The 19235-nt window shown below is 69.5% G+C and carries 19 protein-coding genes and 4 tRNA genes; 11 read left to right on the top strand and 12 right to left on the bottom strand.

Annotation, left to right across the window (positions count from 1 at the left end; genetic code table 11):
* Window positions 1-3 precede the first annotated feature (3 nt).
* From dusB to LX12_RS10800, 6 genes are all read right to left on the bottom strand, one after another.
* Entirely contained in the window at window positions 4-1089 is a 1086-nt protein-coding gene (gene dusB / locus LX12_RS10825; RefSeq protein WP_253654611.1) for a tRNA dihydrouridine synthase DusB, read from the bottom strand.
* Between the two features lie 134 nt (window positions 1090-1223).
* Entirely contained in the window at window positions 1224-2216 is a 993-nt protein-coding gene (locus LX12_RS10820) for an acyl-ACP desaturase (RefSeq protein WP_253654525.1), read from the bottom strand.
* A gap of 134 nt (window positions 2217-2350) precedes the next feature.
* A complete protein-coding gene (locus LX12_RS10815) occupies window positions 2351-2854 on the bottom strand; it encodes a nuclear transport factor 2 family protein (RefSeq protein ID WP_253654524.1) in 504 nt (167 codons plus the stop codon).
* A gap of 262 nt (window positions 2855-3116) precedes the next feature.
* Entirely contained in the window at window positions 3117-4580 is a 1464-nt protein-coding gene (locus LX12_RS10810) for an ABC transporter substrate-binding protein/permease (protein WP_253654523.1), read from the bottom strand.
* A gap of 23 nt (window positions 4581-4603) precedes the next feature.
* A complete protein-coding gene (locus LX12_RS10805) occupies window positions 4604-5428 on the bottom strand; it encodes an endo alpha-1,4 polygalactosaminidase (protein WP_253654522.1) in 825 nt (274 codons plus the stop codon).
* Window positions 5425-6330, bottom strand: a complete 906-nt coding sequence (locus tag LX12_RS10800) for an alpha/beta fold hydrolase (RefSeq protein WP_253654521.1) — start codon at window positions 6328-6330, stop codon at window positions 5425-5427. Before LX12_RS10800 ends, LX12_RS10805 begins: the two co-directional genes overlap by 4 nt.
* Window positions 6331-6480: 150 nt before the next feature.
* Here LX12_RS10800 and LX12_RS10795 point away from each other — a divergent pair, with 150 nt between their 5' ends.
* The 5 genes from LX12_RS10795 (at window position 6481) to LX12_RS10775 (ending at window position 11488) form a co-directional block, all read left to right on the top strand.
* Window positions 6481-6879: a VOC family protein gene (locus LX12_RS10795; RefSeq protein WP_253654520.1), complete on the top strand. Its 399-nt coding sequence runs from the start codon at window positions 6481-6483 to the stop codon at window positions 6877-6879.
* A 148-nt stretch (window positions 6880-7027) separates the two neighbouring features.
* On the top strand, window positions 7028-8476 hold the full coding sequence (locus LX12_RS10790; protein ID WP_253654519.1) for a CitMHS family transporter: 1449 nt from the start codon (window positions 7028-7030) through the stop codon (window positions 8474-8476).
* Between the two features lie 109 nt (window positions 8477-8585).
* Window positions 8586-10265: a sensor histidine kinase gene (locus tag LX12_RS10785; protein WP_253654518.1), complete on the top strand. Its 1680-nt coding sequence runs from the start codon at window positions 8586-8588 to the stop codon at window positions 10263-10265.
* Window positions 10265-10939 (top strand): response regulator, encoded by a 675-nt coding sequence (locus tag LX12_RS10780; RefSeq protein WP_253654517.1) that lies wholly within the window; start codon window positions 10265-10267, stop codon window positions 10937-10939. The genes LX12_RS10785 and LX12_RS10780 overlap by 1 nt, the downstream gene beginning before the upstream one ends.
* 117 nt (window positions 10940-11056) lie before the next feature.
* Window positions 11057-11488, top strand: a complete 432-nt coding sequence (locus LX12_RS10775) for a hypothetical protein (RefSeq protein ID WP_253654516.1) — start codon at window positions 11057-11059, stop codon at window positions 11486-11488.
* Between the two features lie 181 nt (window positions 11489-11669).
* On the opposite strand, the gene LX12_RS10770 is transcribed toward LX12_RS10775, so the two are convergent.
* The gene (locus LX12_RS10770) at window positions 11670-12560 is read right to left on the bottom strand and encodes an oxidoreductase (protein WP_253654515.1); all 891 of its coding nucleotides are present in this window, start codon (window positions 12558-12560) and stop codon (window positions 11670-11672) included.
* A gap of 118 nt (window positions 12561-12678) precedes the next feature.
* On the opposite strand from LX12_RS10770, the gene LX12_RS10765 reads away from it, so the two are divergent.
* The gene (locus LX12_RS10765) at window positions 12679-13101 is read left to right on the top strand and encodes a winged helix-turn-helix transcriptional regulator (RefSeq protein ID WP_253654514.1); all 423 of its coding nucleotides are present in this window, start codon (window positions 12679-12681) and stop codon (window positions 13099-13101) included.
* 27 nt (window positions 13102-13128) lie between these two features.
* On the opposite strand, the gene LX12_RS10760 is transcribed toward LX12_RS10765, so the two are convergent.
* Both LX12_RS10760 and LX12_RS10755 read right to left on the bottom strand, forming a co-directional pair.
* A tRNA-Lys gene (locus LX12_RS10760) sits at window positions 13129-13201 on the bottom strand.
* A gap of 42 nt (window positions 13202-13243) precedes the next feature.
* Window positions 13244-13942: a TetR/AcrR family transcriptional regulator gene (locus LX12_RS10755; protein WP_253654513.1), complete on the bottom strand. Its 699-nt coding sequence runs from the start codon at window positions 13940-13942 to the stop codon at window positions 13244-13246.
* Between the two features lie 106 nt (window positions 13943-14048).
* Between LX12_RS10755 and LX12_RS10750 the strand changes: the two genes are divergently transcribed.
* The 4 genes from LX12_RS10750 to LX12_RS10735 all read left to right on the top strand — a co-directional run bounded on the left by LX12_RS10750 (window position 14049) and on the right by LX12_RS10735 (window position 16026).
* Window positions 14049-15563 carry an MFS transporter gene (locus tag LX12_RS10750; protein ID WP_253654512.1) on the top strand — a complete coding sequence of 505 codons (1515 nt, stop codon included), beginning with the start codon at window positions 14049-14051 and terminating at the stop codon, window positions 15561-15563.
* Window positions 15564-15693: 130 nt separating this feature from the next.
* Window positions 15694-15766 (top strand) — tRNA-Glu (locus tag LX12_RS10745).
* A 64-nt stretch (window positions 15767-15830) separates the two neighbouring features.
* A tRNA-Asp gene (locus LX12_RS10740) sits at window positions 15831-15904 on the top strand.
* A gap of 48 nt (window positions 15905-15952) precedes the next feature.
* Window positions 15953-16026, top strand: a tRNA-Phe gene (locus LX12_RS10735).
* A gap of 24 nt (window positions 16027-16050) precedes the next feature.
* On the opposite strand, the gene LX12_RS10730 is transcribed toward LX12_RS10735, so the two are convergent.
* Entirely contained in the window at window positions 16051-17004 is a 954-nt protein-coding gene (locus LX12_RS10730) for a GTP pyrophosphokinase (RefSeq protein ID WP_253654511.1), read from the bottom strand.
* Between the two features lie 70 nt (window positions 17005-17074).
* Between LX12_RS10730 and LX12_RS10725 the strand changes: the two genes are divergently transcribed.
* Window positions 17075-17377, top strand: a complete 303-nt coding sequence (locus LX12_RS10725; RefSeq protein ID WP_253654510.1) for a putative quinol monooxygenase — start codon at window positions 17075-17077, stop codon at window positions 17375-17377.
* 1 nt (window position 17378) lies between these two features.
* Here LX12_RS10725 and LX12_RS10720 read toward each other — a convergent pair whose 3' ends face one another.
* Window positions 17379-17753 carry a GAF domain-containing protein gene (locus LX12_RS10720; protein WP_372504984.1) on the bottom strand — a complete coding sequence of 125 codons (375 nt, stop codon included), beginning with the start codon at window positions 17751-17753 and terminating at the stop codon, window positions 17379-17381.
* A 23-nt stretch (window positions 17754-17776) separates the two neighbouring features.
* Window positions 17777-19210 carry a Na+/H+ antiporter NhaC family protein gene (locus LX12_RS10715; RefSeq protein ID WP_253654610.1) on the bottom strand — a complete coding sequence of 478 codons (1434 nt, stop codon included), beginning with the start codon at window positions 19208-19210 and terminating at the stop codon, window positions 17777-17779.
* Window positions 19211-19235: the final 25 nt, after the last annotated feature.

Raw genomic sequence — 19235 nt, 5'->3', positions numbered from 1 at the left:
CGGTCATCCGCCCGAGTGCATGACCTCCGCGCCGTCGGGGACGCAGTCGTCGTCGGGGTCGTCGAGCCAGCCGTCGGGGAGCGCCACCGCGGCGGGTGACCCCTGCCGTCCGCGCGGGCCGTGTCCGTCCCGCGGGAACGGCACGTCGGCGTCGAGGCGACCGACGAGATCACGCAGTTGCTCGACGGTGGTGACCAGCGCGAGGTCACGCCGCAGATCCGAGCCCACGGGGAAGCCACGCAGGTACCAGGCGACGTGCTTGCGGATCTCCCGCATGCCCTTGTCCTCGCCGTGGTGGTCGGCGAGAAGGCGACCGTGGCGCACGATGATGTCCGCGACCTCGCCCAGGGTCGGCGGTGTCGGTGCGGGCAGGCCGTTGAGGTGGGCGCTGAGTTCGGCGAAGAGCCAGGGCCGACCCAGGCACCCACGTCCGATGACGACGCCGTCGCAGCCGGTCTGCTCCATCATCGCGACCGCGTCCGTCGGCTCGAAGATGTCACCGTTGCCGAGCACGGGCACCTCGGTGACGTGCTCCTTGAGAGCGGCGATCTGAGACCAGTCGGCCTCGCCGGAATACCGCTGCGATGCCGTCCGAGCGTGCAGCGCAACGGCTTTCGCGCCCTCGGCGGCCGCGATCCGCCCGGCGTCGAGGTGGGTGTGGTGGTCGTCGTCGATCCCGATGCGGAACTTCACCGTCACGGGGATGTCGGTGCCCTCGACAGCGCGGACGGCGGCGGCGACGATGTTCTGGAACAGACGCCGCTTGTACGGGATCGCCGAGCCGCCGCCCTTGCGGGTCACCTTGGGGACCGGGCAGCCGAAGTTCATGTCGATGTGGTCGGCGAGGTCCTCGTCGACGATCATCTTCGCCGCGGCATAGGTGTACTCGGGGTCGACGGTGTACAGCTGCATCGACCGCGGCGTCTCCGTGGGGCCGAACGTCGTCATGTGCATCGTCGTGGGATGCCGTTCGACGAGAGCGCGTGCGGTGACCATCTCGCACACGTACAGGCCCGACACCGTGCCGGTGCGTTCCATCTCGAGTTCACGACACAGCGTGCGGAACGCGACGTTGGTGACGCCGGCCATCGGCGCCAGCACGACGGGGCTGGCGAGGTCGAACGGACCGATGCGCAGCGCGGCACGAGCGGATGCCGAAACCGCCGCGCCCGAGGGATCGGGTGCGGCGGTCGCGGGGTCGAGAAGTGTTGTCACACAGGTCCTCAGGACGCGCGGGCCTCGCGCTTGGCCGCCTCGCGGGCCAGGGCGCGGTCACGCATCTCCTCGAACTTCAGAGTGTCCTCAGCGAGCTTCTCGGTGAACGCGTGCAGGCGCTCGCGGTCCTTCTCGCCCTCGGGGCCGAAGTCGTCTCGGTCGAAGACGTTGAGCTTGCGGAGGATCGGCATGACGACCTCCTCGTGGTGCTGGCGCAGGTCGTAGATGCCGTGCTTGGCCATCAGCACGCCGTGCCGACGGAAGTTCGGCATACCGGCACCGGGCATCTGGAAGTTGCAGATGACGTCGGTGATCGCGCGCAGCGTCTGGTCCGGCGTCAGGTCCATCGCCGCACCCACGATGTTGCGGTAGAAGATCATGTGCAGGTTCTCGTCGGCCGCGATGCGCTGCAGCAGCTTGTCGGCGATCGGGTCGTTGCAGGCCCGGCCGGTGTTGCGGTGCGAGACGCGGGTCGCGAGCTCCTGGAAGGTCACGTACGCGACCGTGTACAGCAGACCGAGCTCGCCGCCGTGGGCCTCGACCTCGTCCGCGCGGTCGCCGCCGACGCCCACCGACGTGAAGCCGTTGGTCATGTGGATCATCCGCGCCTCTTCGAGGGCGACGGGGTCGACGCCGCGGGTCACGACGAGGTAGTCGCGCATGGCGAGACCGTGGCGGTTCTCCTCGGCGGTCCAGCGGCCGACCCAGTGGCCCCACGCGTCGTCGGTGGAGAAGTTGTTGGCGATCTCGCGGTGGTAGGAGGGGAGGTTGTCCTCGGTGAGCAGGTTCGTGATCATCGCGGCCTTGGCGACGTCACCGAGCTCCGACTGGTCCTCGCTCCAGTCCTGGCCGCCGAGCGCGGCGAAGTTCTGTCCCTCGTCCCACGGGATGTAGTCGTGCGGGTTCCAGTCCTTCGCCACCGACAGGTGACGATTGACGTTCTCCTCGGCAGCAGGCGACAACTCCTTGAGGAGCTCGAGTTGCGTCATCTCGCGTGCCATGGGTCCACCCTCCTCGACGACGTGCGCGAACAGTGGTCCAGCCTACGGGAGCGGTCGGTGCGGCCCAAGTTCACGAGGCGTGGTCGTGACTGTTCCCAAACCCCGCGCGACCTCGCCGTCGACGGGGTGCGGGCTCAGCGGAAGAAGGCCCCCGTCGTCTCCATCCAGCGCCGCGCCTCGGGGGTGATCTGCCCCGTGGCCTCGGCGCGTACGCACCAGGTCAGGGCAGCCTTGCCGAACTCGAGAGGGTTGTAGACGTCCTCCTCGCACGACCACTGCCCGTCGCCGGCGTAGGTGAGGATCGTGATGTTGGTGGCCGAGACACGCGACCCGTCGCCCGGGTCGCGCATGGGGTTGTCGATCTCACAGATCACCCGGGCCGTCGACGGGTCGCAGACGTGCCACAGCGAGGGGAACGCGACCATGTGGTTGCCGGGGAACGAGCCCATGGTCTTCGCGATCCACGGGCGGATCTCCTCGCGGCCCTTCATCGTCCCCATCGCGTGCTCGATGTAGTCGGCGTCGACGGTGAACTGCTCGGCCCACGCGTTCCAGTCGCCGGTCGCCGCGCATGCCTCCGTCGTCGCCTCGAACCGCGCGAACGCCGCCGACAACTCGTCGGCCGTGAAACCGGACATGGATCGATACTAAGCAAACGCTTGGTCAAACTCGACGACCGTGCCGAAACGACTGCCCGACCGTGCCGAAACGACTCGCCGACCGTGCCGAAACCAGTCGCCGACCGCGCCGAAACGACTCCCCGACCGTGCCGAAACCGCTCGCCGATCGTGCGGCAGATCCCCGCGAACGTGCACTAGATCCCCGCGCCCGTGCACTCGTGAACCACTCGGCGCGATCTGATGCACGGTCGACGAGATCTGGTGCACGCTCGGGGCGGGGTCAGCGGGCGACGAAGCGGCTCAGGCGGACCTCCAGGCGGATCTGGGCGAACGAGAGCGCCAGGCAGATCACCCAGTAGTACAGCGCGGCCGTGCTGTAGAGCGCGAGGTATTCGAACGTGCTCGCCGCGGCGATCTGTGCTTGGCGGAACAGCTCGGTCACGAGGATCGTCGAGGCGAGTGACGTGTCCTTCACCAGCGAGATCAGCGTGTTCGACAGCGGCGGCACAGCGGTCCGCGCGGCCTGCGGGAGGATCACCGACCGCAGGGTCTCCCAGCGGGACAGACCGAGGGATTCCGATGCTTCCCACTGCCCGCGATCGATGGACAAGATGGCGGCGCGGATGATCTCCGCGGCATAGCCGCCCACGTTGAGACTGAACGCCACGATCGCCGCAGGGAACGGGCTCACGACGATCCCGAGCTCGGGCAGCGCGAAGAAGATGATGAACAGCTGCACGAGCAGAGGCGTGCCGCGGATGATCGAGATGTAGAGCCGCGCGATCGAGGAGACGATCCGCCGTGACGACATCCGCGCCAGCGCCACGCCCAACGCGATCGCGAGGCCGATGACGAAACTGATCGCGGTCAGCGGGATGGTGCCCGTGACCGTCGCCTTCAGCAGCGGCACCAGGTTGCTGCGCACCACCGACCACGTGCTCGGAGCCCGGTCCGTCGCGTCGAAGTACTTCGCGTAGGTCTTGTCGAGGGTGCCGTCGTCCCGCAGTGCGGTGATCTCGGTGTTGATGGCGGGGATGAGTCCGGAGTTCTTGCGGGCCGCGAACACCTGCCTGCTCACGTCGGGTGTGGTGGCGGCGATCTTCACGGACTTGTCGTCGGTCCTGGTCAGGAAGTCCTTGACGGTGAGTTCGTCGTTGACCGTGGCCTGCACCCGGCCGGCCTTCAGCAACTGGATGGCGGTGTCGAACCCGCTGACCGGCTCCACCACCGCGCCCGCGGACTGGGCGATCTGCGCGTAGTTGCTGGTCAGGGACTGCGCTGCTGTCTTGCCGCGGAGATCACCGACGGACTTGATGGAGTCGTCGTCCGACCGTGCGACGACGACGCTCGCGGTCTGCACGTACGGCTCGGACAGGTCGTACTTCGCAGCGCGATCGGCCGAATAGGAGATCTGGTTGGCGATGACGTCGAAGCGACCGGCCTCCAGCGCGGGGAACAGGCTGTCGAAGTTCGACTCGACGAACTTCACTCGCAGGCCCAGCTTCTCGGCGACGTCGGTGATGACGTCGACGTCGAAGCCGGTGAGCGGTCCGGTGCCGTTCACGTGGTAGGTGAACGGCGAGTAGGTGCCTTCCGTCCCGACCGTCAGGACACCGGGTTCCACCGTCGGCAGCGACGGTGCCGCGTGGGCGGCGGGGCGTCCGATCGGGAGCGCGACCGTCGCGAGAAGGACCGCGAGGACGGCGAGGCAGATGCGGACGCTCGCGCGCCGGACAGAGGCCATGACCGATCCAATCACCGACCGCGTCAGCAGTGGGCGTAGACGTGCCCGCGCGTACCCGCCGGGACCAATGCGCGGTCGCGCAGGATCGTGCGCACCGGCGTCCGCGCGCAGACCTCGTCGAACGAGCCCCGAAGGTTGTCGGTGTACTCGACGTCCAGGACGGACGGGCCGTAGACGTCCGACGCCTCGGAGCACTCGCCGTAGCGGTCGCACTCCTCGGTGATCGCGAAGTCGAACCCTGCGTCGTCCCGGCCTCGCCGGGCGAGGTCGACGGCGTTCTTCTGGGCGACGACTAGGCCCGCCCGGTGCGCGTGCTCGACGAGCACCCGCCCGAACGCGAGGGCGGCGTCGGCGTCGAAGGCCCCGTCCGAGCGCGTGTAGGAGTCCAGGTTGTCCAGCTCGACGCCGGCGAAACCTGCTCGTGCACATCGGTCGAGCGTCGCGAAGACCCGTGCGGCCGCCTGTGTACGGCGCTGCGGTTTCGCGATGTCGAGGATGTTCTCGTCGGGCCAGTCGGGGTCGACGATCGGGCGCCCGTCGTCGTCGCGGACGAGCAGGTCGGTCGGCCACCGATCGCCGGGTTGGGTCTGGAAAGCGTTGAGGTAACAGACGGAGAACACGCCGGGCGCGGGCCACGCCGACGCGTCGCGGACGACGATGCGCGCGCCGTCGGGGATGGCCGAGGCGCCACCGAGCTGGTAGTCGAAGGTGCCCACGCCAGGGATGGCCCCGGAGGAGGGCGCGGCAGCCGACGACGACGGGTCGGGTGCAGACGTGCCGGTCGAGCACGCGGCCGTGATCGTCACCGCCGTCATGGCCAAGGCGCACAGGAGCCGCTGGGCGGTCACACCCGGCTGTCCCACACCGACAGCAGTTCCGCGATGATGTCGGTGGCCATCTGCAGACCGGACAGGTGACTGTCGCCGGGCAGGGTGTGGAACGTCGCGTCGGGCAGTCTGCTCGCGACGTGTTCGCCGTGCTCGTGCGGGATGATCCAGTCGGCGTCGCCATGCCAGACCCGTACGGGCACGGTCACATCCGCGAGACGGAACCCCCAGTCGCGGGCGAACACGACGACGTCGGCGAACGGCGCCTCCATGCGGTGCCTGCCGCCGTTGAGCAGATCGTCGAGGAACATCGCCTTGAACTCGGGCCGCGCGAGCAACTGTCGATCGGCACGGGGCGAGATCAACCCGAACGCGGCGATCGCGGGATCGGCGATCGGACGTGCGACCCGCACGAACGAACTGACCACGCGTCCGATCGGTGCGCCGGCGATCTCGAGCGTGCCCGCGAGCAGCTTCCCCAGTTCCATCGCGCCGCCCTCGATGGCGTCCGGACCGACGGTCGGCGCGACACCGCCGAGCACCCCCGCGACGACGACCCGCTCCGGCATCGCTTTCGCGACGCCCAACGTGTACGGCCCGCCGCCCGACAGCCCGATGACCGCGAAGCGGTCGATCCCGAGGTTGTCGGCGACGACGCGCAGGTCGGATGCGAAGCCGAGGACGTTCGAGTAGCGGTACGGCGTCGACGACCCGACGCCGGGACGGTCGAGGCCGAGCAGTCGGACGCCGTTCTCGCCGGCCCACCGCCGGGCCTCCAGCGGGATCTGCCGTCGCGCGCCGGGTGTCCCGTGCAGCCAGAACACCGCCCGGCCCTGGGGGTCACCGAACTCCGCGAACCCGATCCGCCGGCCGTCGCCGACGGCGACGGATCCCTCGATCTGTGGACGGTCGATGTCGATCACGGCCTCCACTATCCCAGGTGCTACCGAGCGATCGATCGGGAAACGCCCAGACGGTCGGGCGCGGGCGGGCGCCGCGCGATACCGGACCGTCGGCGTCCGCAATCGCTCCTAGCGTCGACGACGTCCCGCCCCGCACCCAGGAGTCTCCTCATGCAGCTCGTCTCCGTCCGCCTGATCACCGCCGACGTCGACCGTCTCGTCGCGTTCTACGAGACCGTCACCCGGACCACCGCGGACCGGCCGGCGCCGGTGTTCGCCGAGATCGTCACGCCCGGCGGCACGCTCGCGATCGGTGACGTCGCCACGGTCGCGCTGTTCGGTGCCGACTCGGCGCGACCGGCCGAGAACCACAGCGCGATCGTCGAGTTCCGCGTCGACGACGTCGACGCGGAGTGGGAGCGGTTGTCGGCCGCCGTCGACGACGTGGTCCAGACCCCGACGACGATGCCATGGGGCAACCGGTCTCTGCTGATGCGCGATCCCGACGGGAACCTCGTCAACCTGTTCACGCCGGTCGGTGCCGACGCGATCGCGCGGCAGGCCCGCTGAGCGCACCCGCGCGCAGAACCCCCGCGCGACGCGCGAAACGCGCAGAAGTCGCGGTTACGCGCTCAAGCGTGACTGTGATCGTCGACACCTCGACGCTTCACCAGTAGCGGAGATCACTCCGGCAGTTCACGGAAGCGACGGTATCGACATGCTTGTGGCACTCGGCCTCCTGATGGTGGTCACGTTCATGTTCCTCATCATCACCAAGCGAGCGACCCCCGTGGTCGCGCTCATGCTGGTCCCGGTGGCGTTCGGCCTCTTCGCCGGCGCGGGCCTGGGGATCAGCGACATGATCACCGACGGGATCAAGGACCTGGCCCCGACGGCGGCGATGCTCTTCTTCGCCATCGTCTTCTTCGGGATCATGATCGACGTCGGCCTGTTCGACCCGGTGGTCCGCGGCGTCGTCAAGCTGGTCCGCGACGACCCGGCGAAGCTCGTCGTCGGCACCGCGGTGCTGGCGATGATCGTCTCGCTCGACGGTGACGGCTCGACCACGTTCATCATCACGACGTCGGCGCTGCTGCCGCTCTACCTGAAACTCGGTGTGAGCCCGGTGGTCCTGACCGTCGTCGCCGGCCTGTCGAACGCGACGATGAACATCCTGCCGTGGGGTGGGCCGACGGCCCGTGCAGCGTCCGCGCTGAAGATCTCGCCGTCCGAGGTGTTCGTCCCGATGATCCCGTCGCTCGTCGTCGGCCTCGTCATCGTGCTGCTGTTCGCCTACCACCTCGGGGTTCTGGAGCGTCGTCGCATCGGCAAGATCGAGATCCGCGAGTCGGTGCTGGCCCGCTCGGGTGGCGGAACCGGTTCGGGTGTCGCCGTCCTCGACGGCCTGGGTACGGGAACAGTCCCCCCGCAGCGTCCTTCGGGCTCGGCCGACATCGCCCTCGACGGCCCCGACGCCGACGAGCCGTCGTCCGACGACAAGCCGCGTCCCACCTTCACCGACGGCGCGCTCGACCCGACCCGCGAGACCCTGCGCCCGAAGCTGTTGTGGTTCAACGCCGCACTGACCATCGGACTGCTCGCCGTCCTCGGCATGGATGTCATCTCCATCCCGGTCCTGTTCATGATCGCCGCCGGTATCGCGCTGGTCGTGAACTTCCCGAAGGTGAAGGACCAGTCGGCCGCCATCACGCGGCACTCATCGTCGATCGTGGCCGTCGTGTCGATGGTCCTGGCCGCCGCCGTGCTCACCGGCGTGTTCTCCGGCACCGGCATGGTCGAGGCCATCGCCGACTGGCTGACCGGCATCCTGCCGACGTTCCTGGGCCCGCACCTCGCGATCGTGATCGGCCTGCTCTCCATCCCGTTCACGTTCTTCATGACCAACGACGCCTTCTACTTCGGCATGCTCCCCGTCCTGTCGGAGACCGCCCAGAAGTATGGAATCGACCCGGCCGAGGTGGCCCGCGCCTCCATCACCGGGCAGCCGGTCCACATGCAGAGCCCGCTGGTGCCGGCCATCCTGCTGCTGGTCGCGCTGGCCGGCGTCTCCCTCGCCGATCACCACAAGAAGGTGCTGTGGCGGGCGTGCCTGGTCTCCGTGGCCATGCTCGGAGTCGGCGTGCTGGTCGGGTCGATCCCGTTCTGACCGCGTGACCCCTGCTCCACCCCACGGCATCCGCCGGATCGCGCCATCGCGATCCGGCGGATGCCTACTGTTGTCGCGTGCAGGGATCTCGCGTCGGGCGTCGTCGCGCATGAGGCTGCGCACCCAGGTCCTGGTCCTGCAGATCGTGGTGATCCTCCTCAGTCTCGGTGTCGGTTTCGGTGTGCTCATCGCCGGATCGGGGGAGCGGCTGCGTGACGAGTACGCGCAGCGAGCGCTCGCCATCGCGCGGTCGGTGGCCGTGGACCCGCAGGTCCGCGAGGAGACGACGCGGTACTCCGCCGACGCCTCGTCCCCGCTGACGCCGACGCGCGCGGCGCTGGAAGCCTCGGCGCTGCAACGGCAGTCGCAGGCGATCGCGGCACGGACCGGCGCGTTGTTCGTCGTCGTCGCCAACGACCGCGGGATCCGACTGGCGCATCCCGAACCCGACCAGATCGGGGCGCCGCTGTCGACGGATCCCCGACGGGCGTTGTCCGGCCAGGAAGACCTCTCCACCGACCGGGGGACGCTGGGGGAGTCGGTCCGGGCGAAGACCCCGATCTACGCGGACGACGGACGCGTGGTCGGGTTGGTCAGCGTCGGCATCTCCACGCGGCGGCTCGGCCGCGACCTCCGCGACGACCTCCTCACCACCGCCGGCATCGCCGGGGGCGCATTGCTCGTGGGCGTCGTCGGCTCGGTCGCCCTGTCGCGGCGGTGGCGACGCCTCACGTTGGGCCTCGAACCCGACCAGCTCTCCGAACTCGTCCGCGAGCAGGAGGCCGTCCTGCACTCGGTGGGCGACGGGGTGCTGGCCGTCGACGCGAACGGCGTGGTCCGTGTCGCCAACGACCGCGCCCGGGATCTGCTCGCGATCACCGGCTCCGTGGGTGACCGCGTCGAGGACATCGGGCTGACGCCGCGGGTGCTGGAGGTCGCTCGCGAACCGGTCGAGACGGCGCGCGCCGCCGCCGTCGGCGATCGCATCGTCCTGGTGTCGTCGCGCCGGGTCCGCAGGGACGGCAGGGATCTCGGCCTGGTGGTGTCCGTCGTCGACCGCACCGACGTCGAGGGCCTCACCCGCGAGGTCGCGTCGATCAAGGCGATGACCGACGCCCTGCGCGCGCAGCGGCACGAGTCGGCCAACCGGATCCACGTCGTGTCCGGGCTGATCCGGCAGGGGCGGGCCGACGCGGCGCTGGAGTACCTCGACGAGGTCGCGGGCACAGGGCGTTTCGCGATCGACGTCCCCGGGCTCGACAACGTCGCCGAACCCCATCTGCACGCCTTCCTCGACGCGAAAGCGGCGGCAGCCCGCGAGCACGGGGTGACGCTCACGCTGGGCCCGCAGACGTGGGTCGACGGCGAGCTCGTCAGCCCGGTCGACGTCGTCACCATCCTCGGCAACCTCGTCGACAACGCGATCGACGCCGCACGGGAGGGGTCGCGGGACCCGCGGGTGGTGGAGGTCGAGATCGTCGCCGAGGGTGACACCGTGCTGATCACCGTCGCCGACAGCGGCGACGGCATCGGTGGCCTCCGACTCGGCACCGACGCCGCGATGGCCGACGACCCGCAGTCGGTGTTCACCGAGGGCGTCACCTCGCACACGGACCCCACCGTGCCGGGTGGGCGGGGGATGGGCCTCGCGCTCTCGCGGCAGTCGGCCCGCGGGCACGGCGGCGACGTCGTCATCGGTGACCCGGGGGGCGTCGTCGGTCCGGAGAACCCGCTGGGCGGTGCGATCATGGTCGCGCGGATCCCCGGGGTGTTGCGAGGTGGTGGCTGATGGCGCGTGCGCCGATCCGGGTCCTCGTCGTCGACGACGACTTCCGTGTCGCCGCCCTGCACGCCTCGATCGTCGATGCGGTGATCGGCTTCGAGACGGTCGCCCGCACCGGGACGATCGCGCAGGCCCGCGAGGCCGTCGCGACGGTCGGCGAGGTAGACCTCGCCCTCGTCGACGTCCACCTGCCCGACGGGTCCGGCGTCGAACTCATCCGCGAACTGCGCTGCGACGCGTTCGTCGTCACCGCCGAGGACAGCGCGACCGCCCTGCGACACGCCGTCACCGCGGGCGCGATGGCGTACCTCATCAAGCCGTTCGAGAACACCGACCTCGCGCGCCGGCTGGCCGGGTACGCGCAGTACCGACGGATCGTCGAGGTGCCGACGGTGACGCAGTCGCAGGTGGACTCGGCCATGGGTGCCGTGCGCGGGGAGCGCCCGCAGGCGTCCCGGGCACCGGAGGTGTCGCAGACGGAGAAGGCGATCCTGGCGGCGGTCGCCGGGCACGACGGACCGATGGTGGCCGACCAGATCGCCGAGGCCGTCGGCATCTCCGCCCCGACGGCGCGTCGCCACCTCGCCGGTCTCGTCGCCGACGGTCGGTTGGAGATGGCCCTGCGCTACGGGACCACCGGACGCCCCAAGCAGGAATACAAGATCGTGAACCCCGCGTAGGGGTCAGGGGGATGGGGATCGGGGGCCGTTAGGGGAGTCGGGGCACTTCCCTACACCTGTTGCGTAGGGGGCCTGAATGTCTGGTGGGCGCTCACGGGGCGGTGTTTGCTTTCGATCATGACCTCCACCACACGCGTCGCACGCATCACCGCTCTCACCGGATCTGCGCTTGCCGCAGGCGCTTTCGCTGCCGTCCTGGTCGCTTCCCCGGCGTCGGCCGACTCGCTCGGCACCGTGCTGACGAACGGCTCGCAGCAGCTCGGTACCGCCCTCACCAACGGCTCGCAGCAGCTGGGCACCGCGGGCACCAACGCTCAGACGCAGCTCGGTACGGCCGGTACGAACGGTCAGACCCAGCTGGGCACCGCGGGCACGAACGCCCAGACGCAGCTCGGCACGGCCGGCACGAACGGTCAGACGCAGCTCGGCACGGCCGGCACGAACGGTCAGACGCAGCTCGGCACGGCCGGCACGAACGGTCAGACCCAGCTCGGCACCGCGGGAACGAACGCCCTGACCCAGCTCGGGTCGTTCCTCGGCGGCCGCTGACCACACCCGTCTACCCACCGCCCGGTGTCGCACCCCACGCGACGCCGGGCGGTCTCGCGTTCCCGCGACCGACTCCGCCCGCCGCGACCGTTCCCGTCCTCAGCGCGACCGTTCCCACCTCCCGCGACCGGTGCGACGGTCGCCGGAAGCAGGAACGGTCGCGCGAGCGCCGTACCGCATGTCAGCGGCCCGGTCGGCCGATCCGGCCGATCCGGTCGAGCGCGGCGAGATCGGCGTCGTCGAGGACGAGGCCGGCACCGTCGATGTTCTCGCGGAGGTGGTCGACCGACGACGTTCCCGGGATCACCAAGATGTTCGGCGACCGCTGCAGGAGCCAGGCGAGCGAGACCGCGACGGGGGTGGTGCCGCGTGCGGAGGCGACGGCGGAGAGTTCCTCGGCCTGAACCGGGGTGAAACCACCGAGCGGGAAGAACGGCACGTACGCGATCCCCGCGTCGGCCAGTTCGTCGATCAGGTCGTCATCGTGCCGGGACGCCAGGTTGTACATGTTCTGCACGCACACGATCGGACCCAGACGCCGCGCCTCCGCGACCTGCCCGACCGTCACGTTGCTGACGCCGAGGTGCCGGATCAGGCCCTCCTGCTGCAGGCCGAGCAGGGTCTCGAACGGCCGGGCCAACGATTCGTCCTGCGGGCCGGTCGCGTCGCCCATCCGCAGGTTCACGACGTCGAGTGCATCCACCCCGAGTGCGTCGAGGTTGTCGTGCACGGCGCGGCGGATGTCGTCGGGTTCGCGAGCCGTCGGCCAGTTGCCGTCGGCGTCCCGCGTCGCACCGACCTTGGTGGCGATGTGCACCCAATCCGGGTAGGGGTGCAGGGCCTCGCGGATGAGGTCGTTCACGACTCTCGGGCCGTAGACGTCGGCCGTGTCGATGTGGGTGATGCCGGCGTCGACCGCTGCTCGCAGCACCGCGAGCGCTGCGTCGTGGTCGGCGGGCGGGCCGACGACGCCCGGTCCCGTCAGCTGCATGGCTCCGTACCCGAATCGGGTGATCGTCAGGTCTCCCAGCTGCCAGGTGTCGCCGGGCAGTGATGTCTGTCGGGTGGTCACGGCTCTCCTCTCGTACGTTCTGACTCGCGTCGTCTCGATCCTCGGCGGGTAACATCCCGGTGGGAAGTAGGTACCTGAAGGTGCGTTACTCACCGACGGCTCTCGGGAGGAGACGGTCATGGCGACGACGACGGCCGCGCAGAAGCGGTCCGCGGCGAAGGCCGAGTACGACGCATTCCTCGCCGGATGCCCGAGTCGTGATCTGCTGGAACGGATCTCGAACAAGTGGGTTGCGCTCATCATCGCCGGTCTCGCGGGGACCGGCCCCTGCGGCGGTGACGGCCCGACGGCGATGCGCTACTCGGAGCTGTCGCGGCTGTTGGCGGGGATCAGCCCCAAGATGCTGACGCAGACGTTGCGCGCCCTGGAGCGGGACGGGCTGGTGTCGCGGACCGTCGTCCCGACGGTGCCCGTCACGGTCTCCTACGAACTGACGCCGCTCGGACTGTCGTTGAACGACGTGATCAGCGCGGTGAAGACGTGGGCGCAGGACAACATGGACGACGTCTTCGCTGCGCGGGTCGACCACGATCGCGGCTGAACCGTGCCCCATCGCGGAGCGATGCAGTGCCCCCAGTAGGGCTCGAACCTACGACCTGCGGATTAAAAGTCCGTAGCTCTACCAACTGAGCTATAGGGGCAGGAGTCCCGAAAGACCCACTGGTCGCAGGAGTCTACAGACCTCAGCGGCCCGAACAGTCCCCGCGGTTGCCGTGTTTCGCCGCCTGGATCTGCTCCTTGGTGAGCGCGGGGATCGTCAGCGGTGTCCGTGTGCCGTCGGCGCGGATCGCGTCCAACAGCAGCGACAGGTAGCGCCGCCAGGTGCCCGGGGCCGACGACTCGGTGAGGTCGGCGATGGAGCGCACCATGCAGAAGAACGCGAAGAAGTCGCTCTCCGCGATGTCTTCGCGGAGCACCCCGGTCCGCCGCCCGCGCTCGAAGACGGCGTCGACCGACGACGTCAGCGATTCCTTGGCCCGCTCGACGGACGCCGCGCACGGGTCGACGCGCATCAGCACTGCGGCGAGGCCGCGATCGGTGGCCATCGACTCGCTCACGAACGTGACCAGATCGACGATGCCCTGCCAGGCGTCGTCCGCCTCGAGCGCCTGTTGGACGCGCTCCTGCACGAGTCCGAAGTGCTCGGTGACGATTGCCTCGAGCAGCTCGTCGCGGTTCGCGAACCGCCGGTAGACCGTCCCGACGCCCACGCCGGCGTGCGCCGCGATGTCGTCGAGCGTGACGTCAGGTCCCCTCTGCGCGAACAGCTCTCGGGCCGAGTCGAGGATGCGCAGCCGGTTGCGCTCGGCATCGGCGCGCAGCGGCCTGGGGGAGGGGTCTGCGGACGGCGTCGTCGCCGTGCCTGCGTCCACCGTGGTCATGCTCACAGTCTAACAAGTGGAGACAAGATCTCCGGTTGGTGTTACCGTTCTCACCAAGCGGAGGAAACGTCTCCGCATAGGACTTCCAGAGAATCGTAGGAACGACATGACAACGAGTTCTGTGGCCCAGGCGCCATCGGGTGCGCCGGAGACCGGACAGGAGCGGCATCACCGACTGCGGTGGCTGGTGCTCGGCGTGCTGGCCCTCGCGCAGCTGATGGTCGTGCTCGACGCGACCATCGTGAACATCGCCCTGCCGCACGCGCAGCAGTCGCTCGGTTTCGACGACGCCGACCGACAGTGGGTCGTGACGGCCTATGCGCTGGCCTTCGGCAGCCTTCTGCTGCTCGGCGGGCGGCTCTCGGACCTGTGGGGACGTCGTACGACGTTCACCATCGGGCTCGTCGGCTTCGCCGTGATGTCGGCGATCGGCGGCGCCGCGGTCAACTTCGAGATGCTGGTCATGGCCCGCGCCGGTCAGGGCGTCTTCGGCGCGCTGCTCGCGCCGGCCGCGCTGTCGTTGTTGACCACCACGTTCACCGACCCGGAGGAGCGGGGTCGCGCGTTCGGAATCTTCGGTGCGATCGCCGGCGGCGGCGGTGCGCTGGGTCTGCTGCTGGGCGGCGTGCTCACCGAGTGGGTCGACTGGCGCTGGTGCCTGTACGTCAACCTGGTGATCGCCGCGATCGCTCTCGCCGGCGCCCTGGCCTTCATCGGTCGGCAGCGCAGCGAGCACCGTCCGCGGCTGGACCTGCCTGGTGTCGTCACCGTGTCGGCCGCGCTGTTCTCGATCGTGTACGGCTTCTCCAACGCCGAGACCAACGGCTGGGCCGACTGGGCCACCATCACCTGGTTGGTCGCCGGCGCGGTGCTCCTGGGCGTGTTCGTCCGCCTGCAGTCGCGTACCGAGCACGCCCTGCTCCCGTTGCGGATCGTGCTCGACCGCACCCGCGGTGGGTCGTACCTCATCGTGTTCATCGCAGGCATCGGGATGTTCGGGATCTTCCTGTTCCTCACCTACTACCTGCAGCAGAACCTGGGCTTCACGCCGATCAAGACGGGTCTGGCGTTCCTGCCGATGATCGGTGCCCTGGTGCTGACCGCGACCACGTCGACGTCGGTGATCCTGCCGCGGTTCGGGCCGCGATGGCTGATGGCAGGCGGCATGCTGACCGCCGCGGCCGGCATCACCCTGCTGACGCAGCTGTCGACCGACAGCACCTACGTGGCGAACATCCTCCCCGGGCTGATCGTCACCGGGCTCGGCATCGGTGCGGCGATGGCGCCGGCCATGCAGGGAGCGATCTCCGGTGTCTCCGCCGACGACGCGGGCGTCGCGTCGGCGACGGTCAACACCATGCAGCAGGTGGGCGGCTCGGTCGGTACCGCGCTGCTGAGCACCATCGCGTCGAGCGCGTTGACCGGCTACCTCGCCGATCACCCGGCGACGAGCCAGACCGCGGCGATGCAGCTCGCCCAGACGGCGGCGGTGCACAGCTACACGACGTCCTTCGCGTGGGCCGCGATCATCTTCGCGATCGGCGGCGTGCTGGCGGCCGTCGTGGTGCGGCCCGGGAAGCTGCCGGCCACACCGGAGGGTGCGGTCGCCGTCCACGCCTGACCTGGGCTGACACCGCCCCCGCGACCCGTCCGGTCGCGGGGGCGGTGTCGTGCCGGGATCGCCACGATCAGGTGATTTGGGGATCGTCGAGCGCGTGTCATAAGCTTTCCTGGCTCCCAACGGAGAACCGGCCCCCTTCGTTTAGCGGCCTAGGACGCCGCCCTTTCAAGGCGGTAGCGCGGGTTCGAATCCCGTAGGGGGTACTCTGACCCCGCGTCCGAGGCCACGAGCCGAAGGGTGCGGGAGAAGAACACAGCAGTACAGCAAGGCCCTGTGGCGCAGTTGGTTAGCGCGCCGCCCTGTCACGGCGGAGGTCGCGGGTTCGAGTCCCGTCAGGGTCGCTCATGATGTCCGGTGGACACCGGAGATCGGTGCCACCGGCACCATCCGGCCAGGTAGCTCAGTTGGTACGAGCGTCCGCCTGAAAAGCGGAAGGTCGTCGGTTCGATCCCGACTCTGGCCACTCCTCCTGCTCCGGGCCGACGTCTCAGTCGGTCTCGTCTCTCCCGCTCAGCCTCCCCAGGCGGTACCGCAGCTTCGGTTCCCGGTCCCTGTCCGACGTCACGTCGGCGGTGCGGGCGATGTGGTCCTCGCCGAACCGGGCGAGCAGCAGGTCGTCGACGAGCCGGACGTGCGTGGGTTCGAACCGGTAGTCCATGGCCGCCACGACCGCGTCGACGTCGGCCTCGGCGAGGAAGTCGTCGAGATCTTCGCGCACCTCGATCCCGTTCGCGTCCAGCAGGGTGACCAGCCACTCGTAGGCGTCGGCGCGGGCCGGCTTGATGTCGGGAAGAGCCTTGGTCAGCACCTCCTGCAGCGTCCCGATCTCGATCTCCTCGGTGGCACGCGCCTCCTCCACCTCTTTCTTGTGGAGGGTGTCGACCTCGGCGAACTGGGCGTCGGCAAGCTCGATGAGGCCTGCGGCGAGCGTGAAGGCGCGGTCGATCGGCGCCGACGGCGTCGTCCGGGATCCCTTGTATCGGATGCCGTGCTCGATCTCGGCCCACGCGTGTTGCAGCACAGTGCGGATCTGCACCTCGAAGTGCAGTTCGTCGTCGGCGCGCAGGATCAGGTGCGTGCCCGCGTAGCCGAAGGTGCCGGCGCTCTGGGTGACGGAGGTCCTGTCGACGCGGTGGCGGACCTCGAACGCCGACGTCAGCGCCTGCTCGACGCGCTCGATGTCCGACGTGAGGTAGGTGATCACGCGAACGCCGACGAGGTCGGTCACCTCGCGGAGCGGATCGGTGAAGACCGGCTCCCCGTCGTCGTCGAGCCGCGCGAACTTGCCTGCGGCCGAGTCGGGTTCCTTGGTGCGGGACTGCACCGCGTGGACGGCGATGTAGCTCTCGGTCAGGCGGGCCGACACCGCCCGCTCCATCCGTTCGGTGACGTCCTGGAACCGGCCGAACTCGCGCAGGTAGCGATCGATGTGCGAGGTCATCGTCTCCCTCTCCACGGGGGTCGGTCGGCGCACTGCGTCCACTGTAGGGACCACTTGGCACGATGGGTGCATGACATGCCTCGTGCTCCTGGAACTGCAGATCGACCCCGCGCAGCGCGACACCGCGCCGAGCATCATCGACGAGACCTTGGTCGCGACCCGGAACTGGCCGGGCAACGAGGGCATCGAGGTGCGCGTCGACGACGACGACCCGAACCACGTGATGATCGTCGAGCAGTGGGCCCGCACCGAGGACCACGCGGCCTACGCGCAGTGGCGCACCACACCGGAGGGCGCCAGCCGACTGCGCGAGATCGTCGCGGCCCCGCCGGTCAAGACCGTCTGGTCGTCGACGCTCCCCTTGCGGGACTGAGTCACCGCCCGCGGCGCCGCCACACGTCCAGCGACTGCTCCCACACGTCGGGGTGATGGGTCTGTTGGAAGTTGCGGCCGCCGCGGGCGAAGGTCGCGAGGGTGGCTGCGGGCACCTCGTGTTCCGGGACGGGCTGCTCGGTCCAGGTGCAGGAACGGATCTCGGTCAGTCCTGCGGCCTTTGCCTCGTCCCTCTCATCGTGCCGCAGCGGCCCCGTGAGCCGGCCCAGGAAGTACTCGCCGTCGGCGTCGCGGGTCCAGACGAACGCGCCGTCGGGGACCTCGGCGAAGCGCTCGACACGTCTGATCGCGCGTTCGTCGTCGGCGGCCATCCCGCAGATCCCGAGGTCGAGGGCTCGCTGCACGCCACCGATCATCGGGGCTCGGAACACCCTCCCGCTCACCGTGTCCCGATGAGGATCAGCAGCGTGTAGACCGCGACGATCGGGACGAGGACGGTCCACGCGGTGAGGAAGATCGCCCGCAGGTTCGTCGAGCGGCACAGGCCCATCACCCCGACCATCGTCGGATTCGGTAGAGGCCCATAGGTGTCGGCCTTCGACGAGAACAGCAGGACCACCACCCACACCGCCGCGCCGATACCCGCGACGTCGGCGAGCGGACCGAAGACCTTGTCCACCAACACCACCTGGGCTCCGGTGGCTCCCGGGATGCCGATCCAGCCGATCACCGCGATCGTCATCGCTAACAGGAACGGCGTCATGTGTCCGATGTCGTCGCCGAAGGACCCGAGCACAACCGAGAACGGATCGATGCGGGCGATCGCGGTGAACAGCACGGCCAGCAACAGAAATAGGGCGAACAGCCACGCCAACGACGACGCGCCGCGTCGTACGGCACCGAGGAACGCCGCCGGCCGCATGCCGCCCGCGACCGCCGTGACCACGGCGAGAAGGGGGAGCGCCACCAGCGGCAGCACCACGCCGATGGTGAGGACGGTCGCCACGCTGAGCACGACGATCAGGGTGACGGTGAAGGCGATCGCCGCGCGCGATGCTCGTCGTCGGGTGTCGTCGTCGACCGCATGCGGCACCGCGCCGAGCTGCTCGGCGGGGTAGTGGTCGTCGTTGTCCACCGTCCGGCGCTGGATCCAGGGGACGACCAGCATGCCGATCGCGAAGGACAGCACCGGCAGCCAGATGCCACCGCGCCAGAGGTATTCGACGTAACCGACGTCGGCGGCCTGCATGACCGCGATGGTGCCGCCGGCGAACGGCGCGATGCCGAAACCCGCACAGCCGCCGATGAAGACGGCCGATGCCGTCGCCGACCGGGTCAGTCCCGCACGGGCCGCGACGGGCAGGAGCACGGGCACGGCGACCGCGAGTGCGCCGGCCAGCGTCCCCAGTGCGGTGACGAGGACGCAGCAGGTCGTCATGATCCCGGCCGCGACGGCGGTGGTGCTGGTGGTCCCGGCACCGCGGAGCGTCGTCGTGACGATCGTGGTCGCGGCGCCGGTCACGCGCAGCACCTCGGCCAGCGCACCGCCGAACAGGATCGCGACACCGATGACGGTGACCTGGTCGGTGATCGCGTCGTATGCCATGTCGAGCGCCATGGCCGGTCCCGGCAGCAGGATGAGCAGCCCGGAGAGCACAGCGATCATCGTCGCCCGCACGATCGGCATGCCCATCGCGGCGAGCACCCCGTACAGAGCGATGGGGAGGAATCCCCACAGCGTCGACGGGTCGACCGTCACCCCCACCACCAGCGACACGACGAGGCTCACGAGACCGAGGACGTCGACGACCCGTGGCCGACGCGGGGTGGTCCTGTCAGGACGGGTCCGGTCTGTCGACGTGACCGTTGTCATCACCGGATGGAGCCTAGGGCACGGA

Origin of the sequence: Williamsia serinedens (genome assembly GCF_024171725.1) — a bacterium.
GTDB classification, from domain to species: domain Bacteria; phylum Actinomycetota; class Actinomycetes; order Mycobacteriales; family Mycobacteriaceae; genus Williamsia_A; species Williamsia_A serinedens.
The sequence above is the reverse complement of the archived record's forward strand: the minus strand, read 5'-3'. Positions and strand labels throughout refer to the sequence as shown.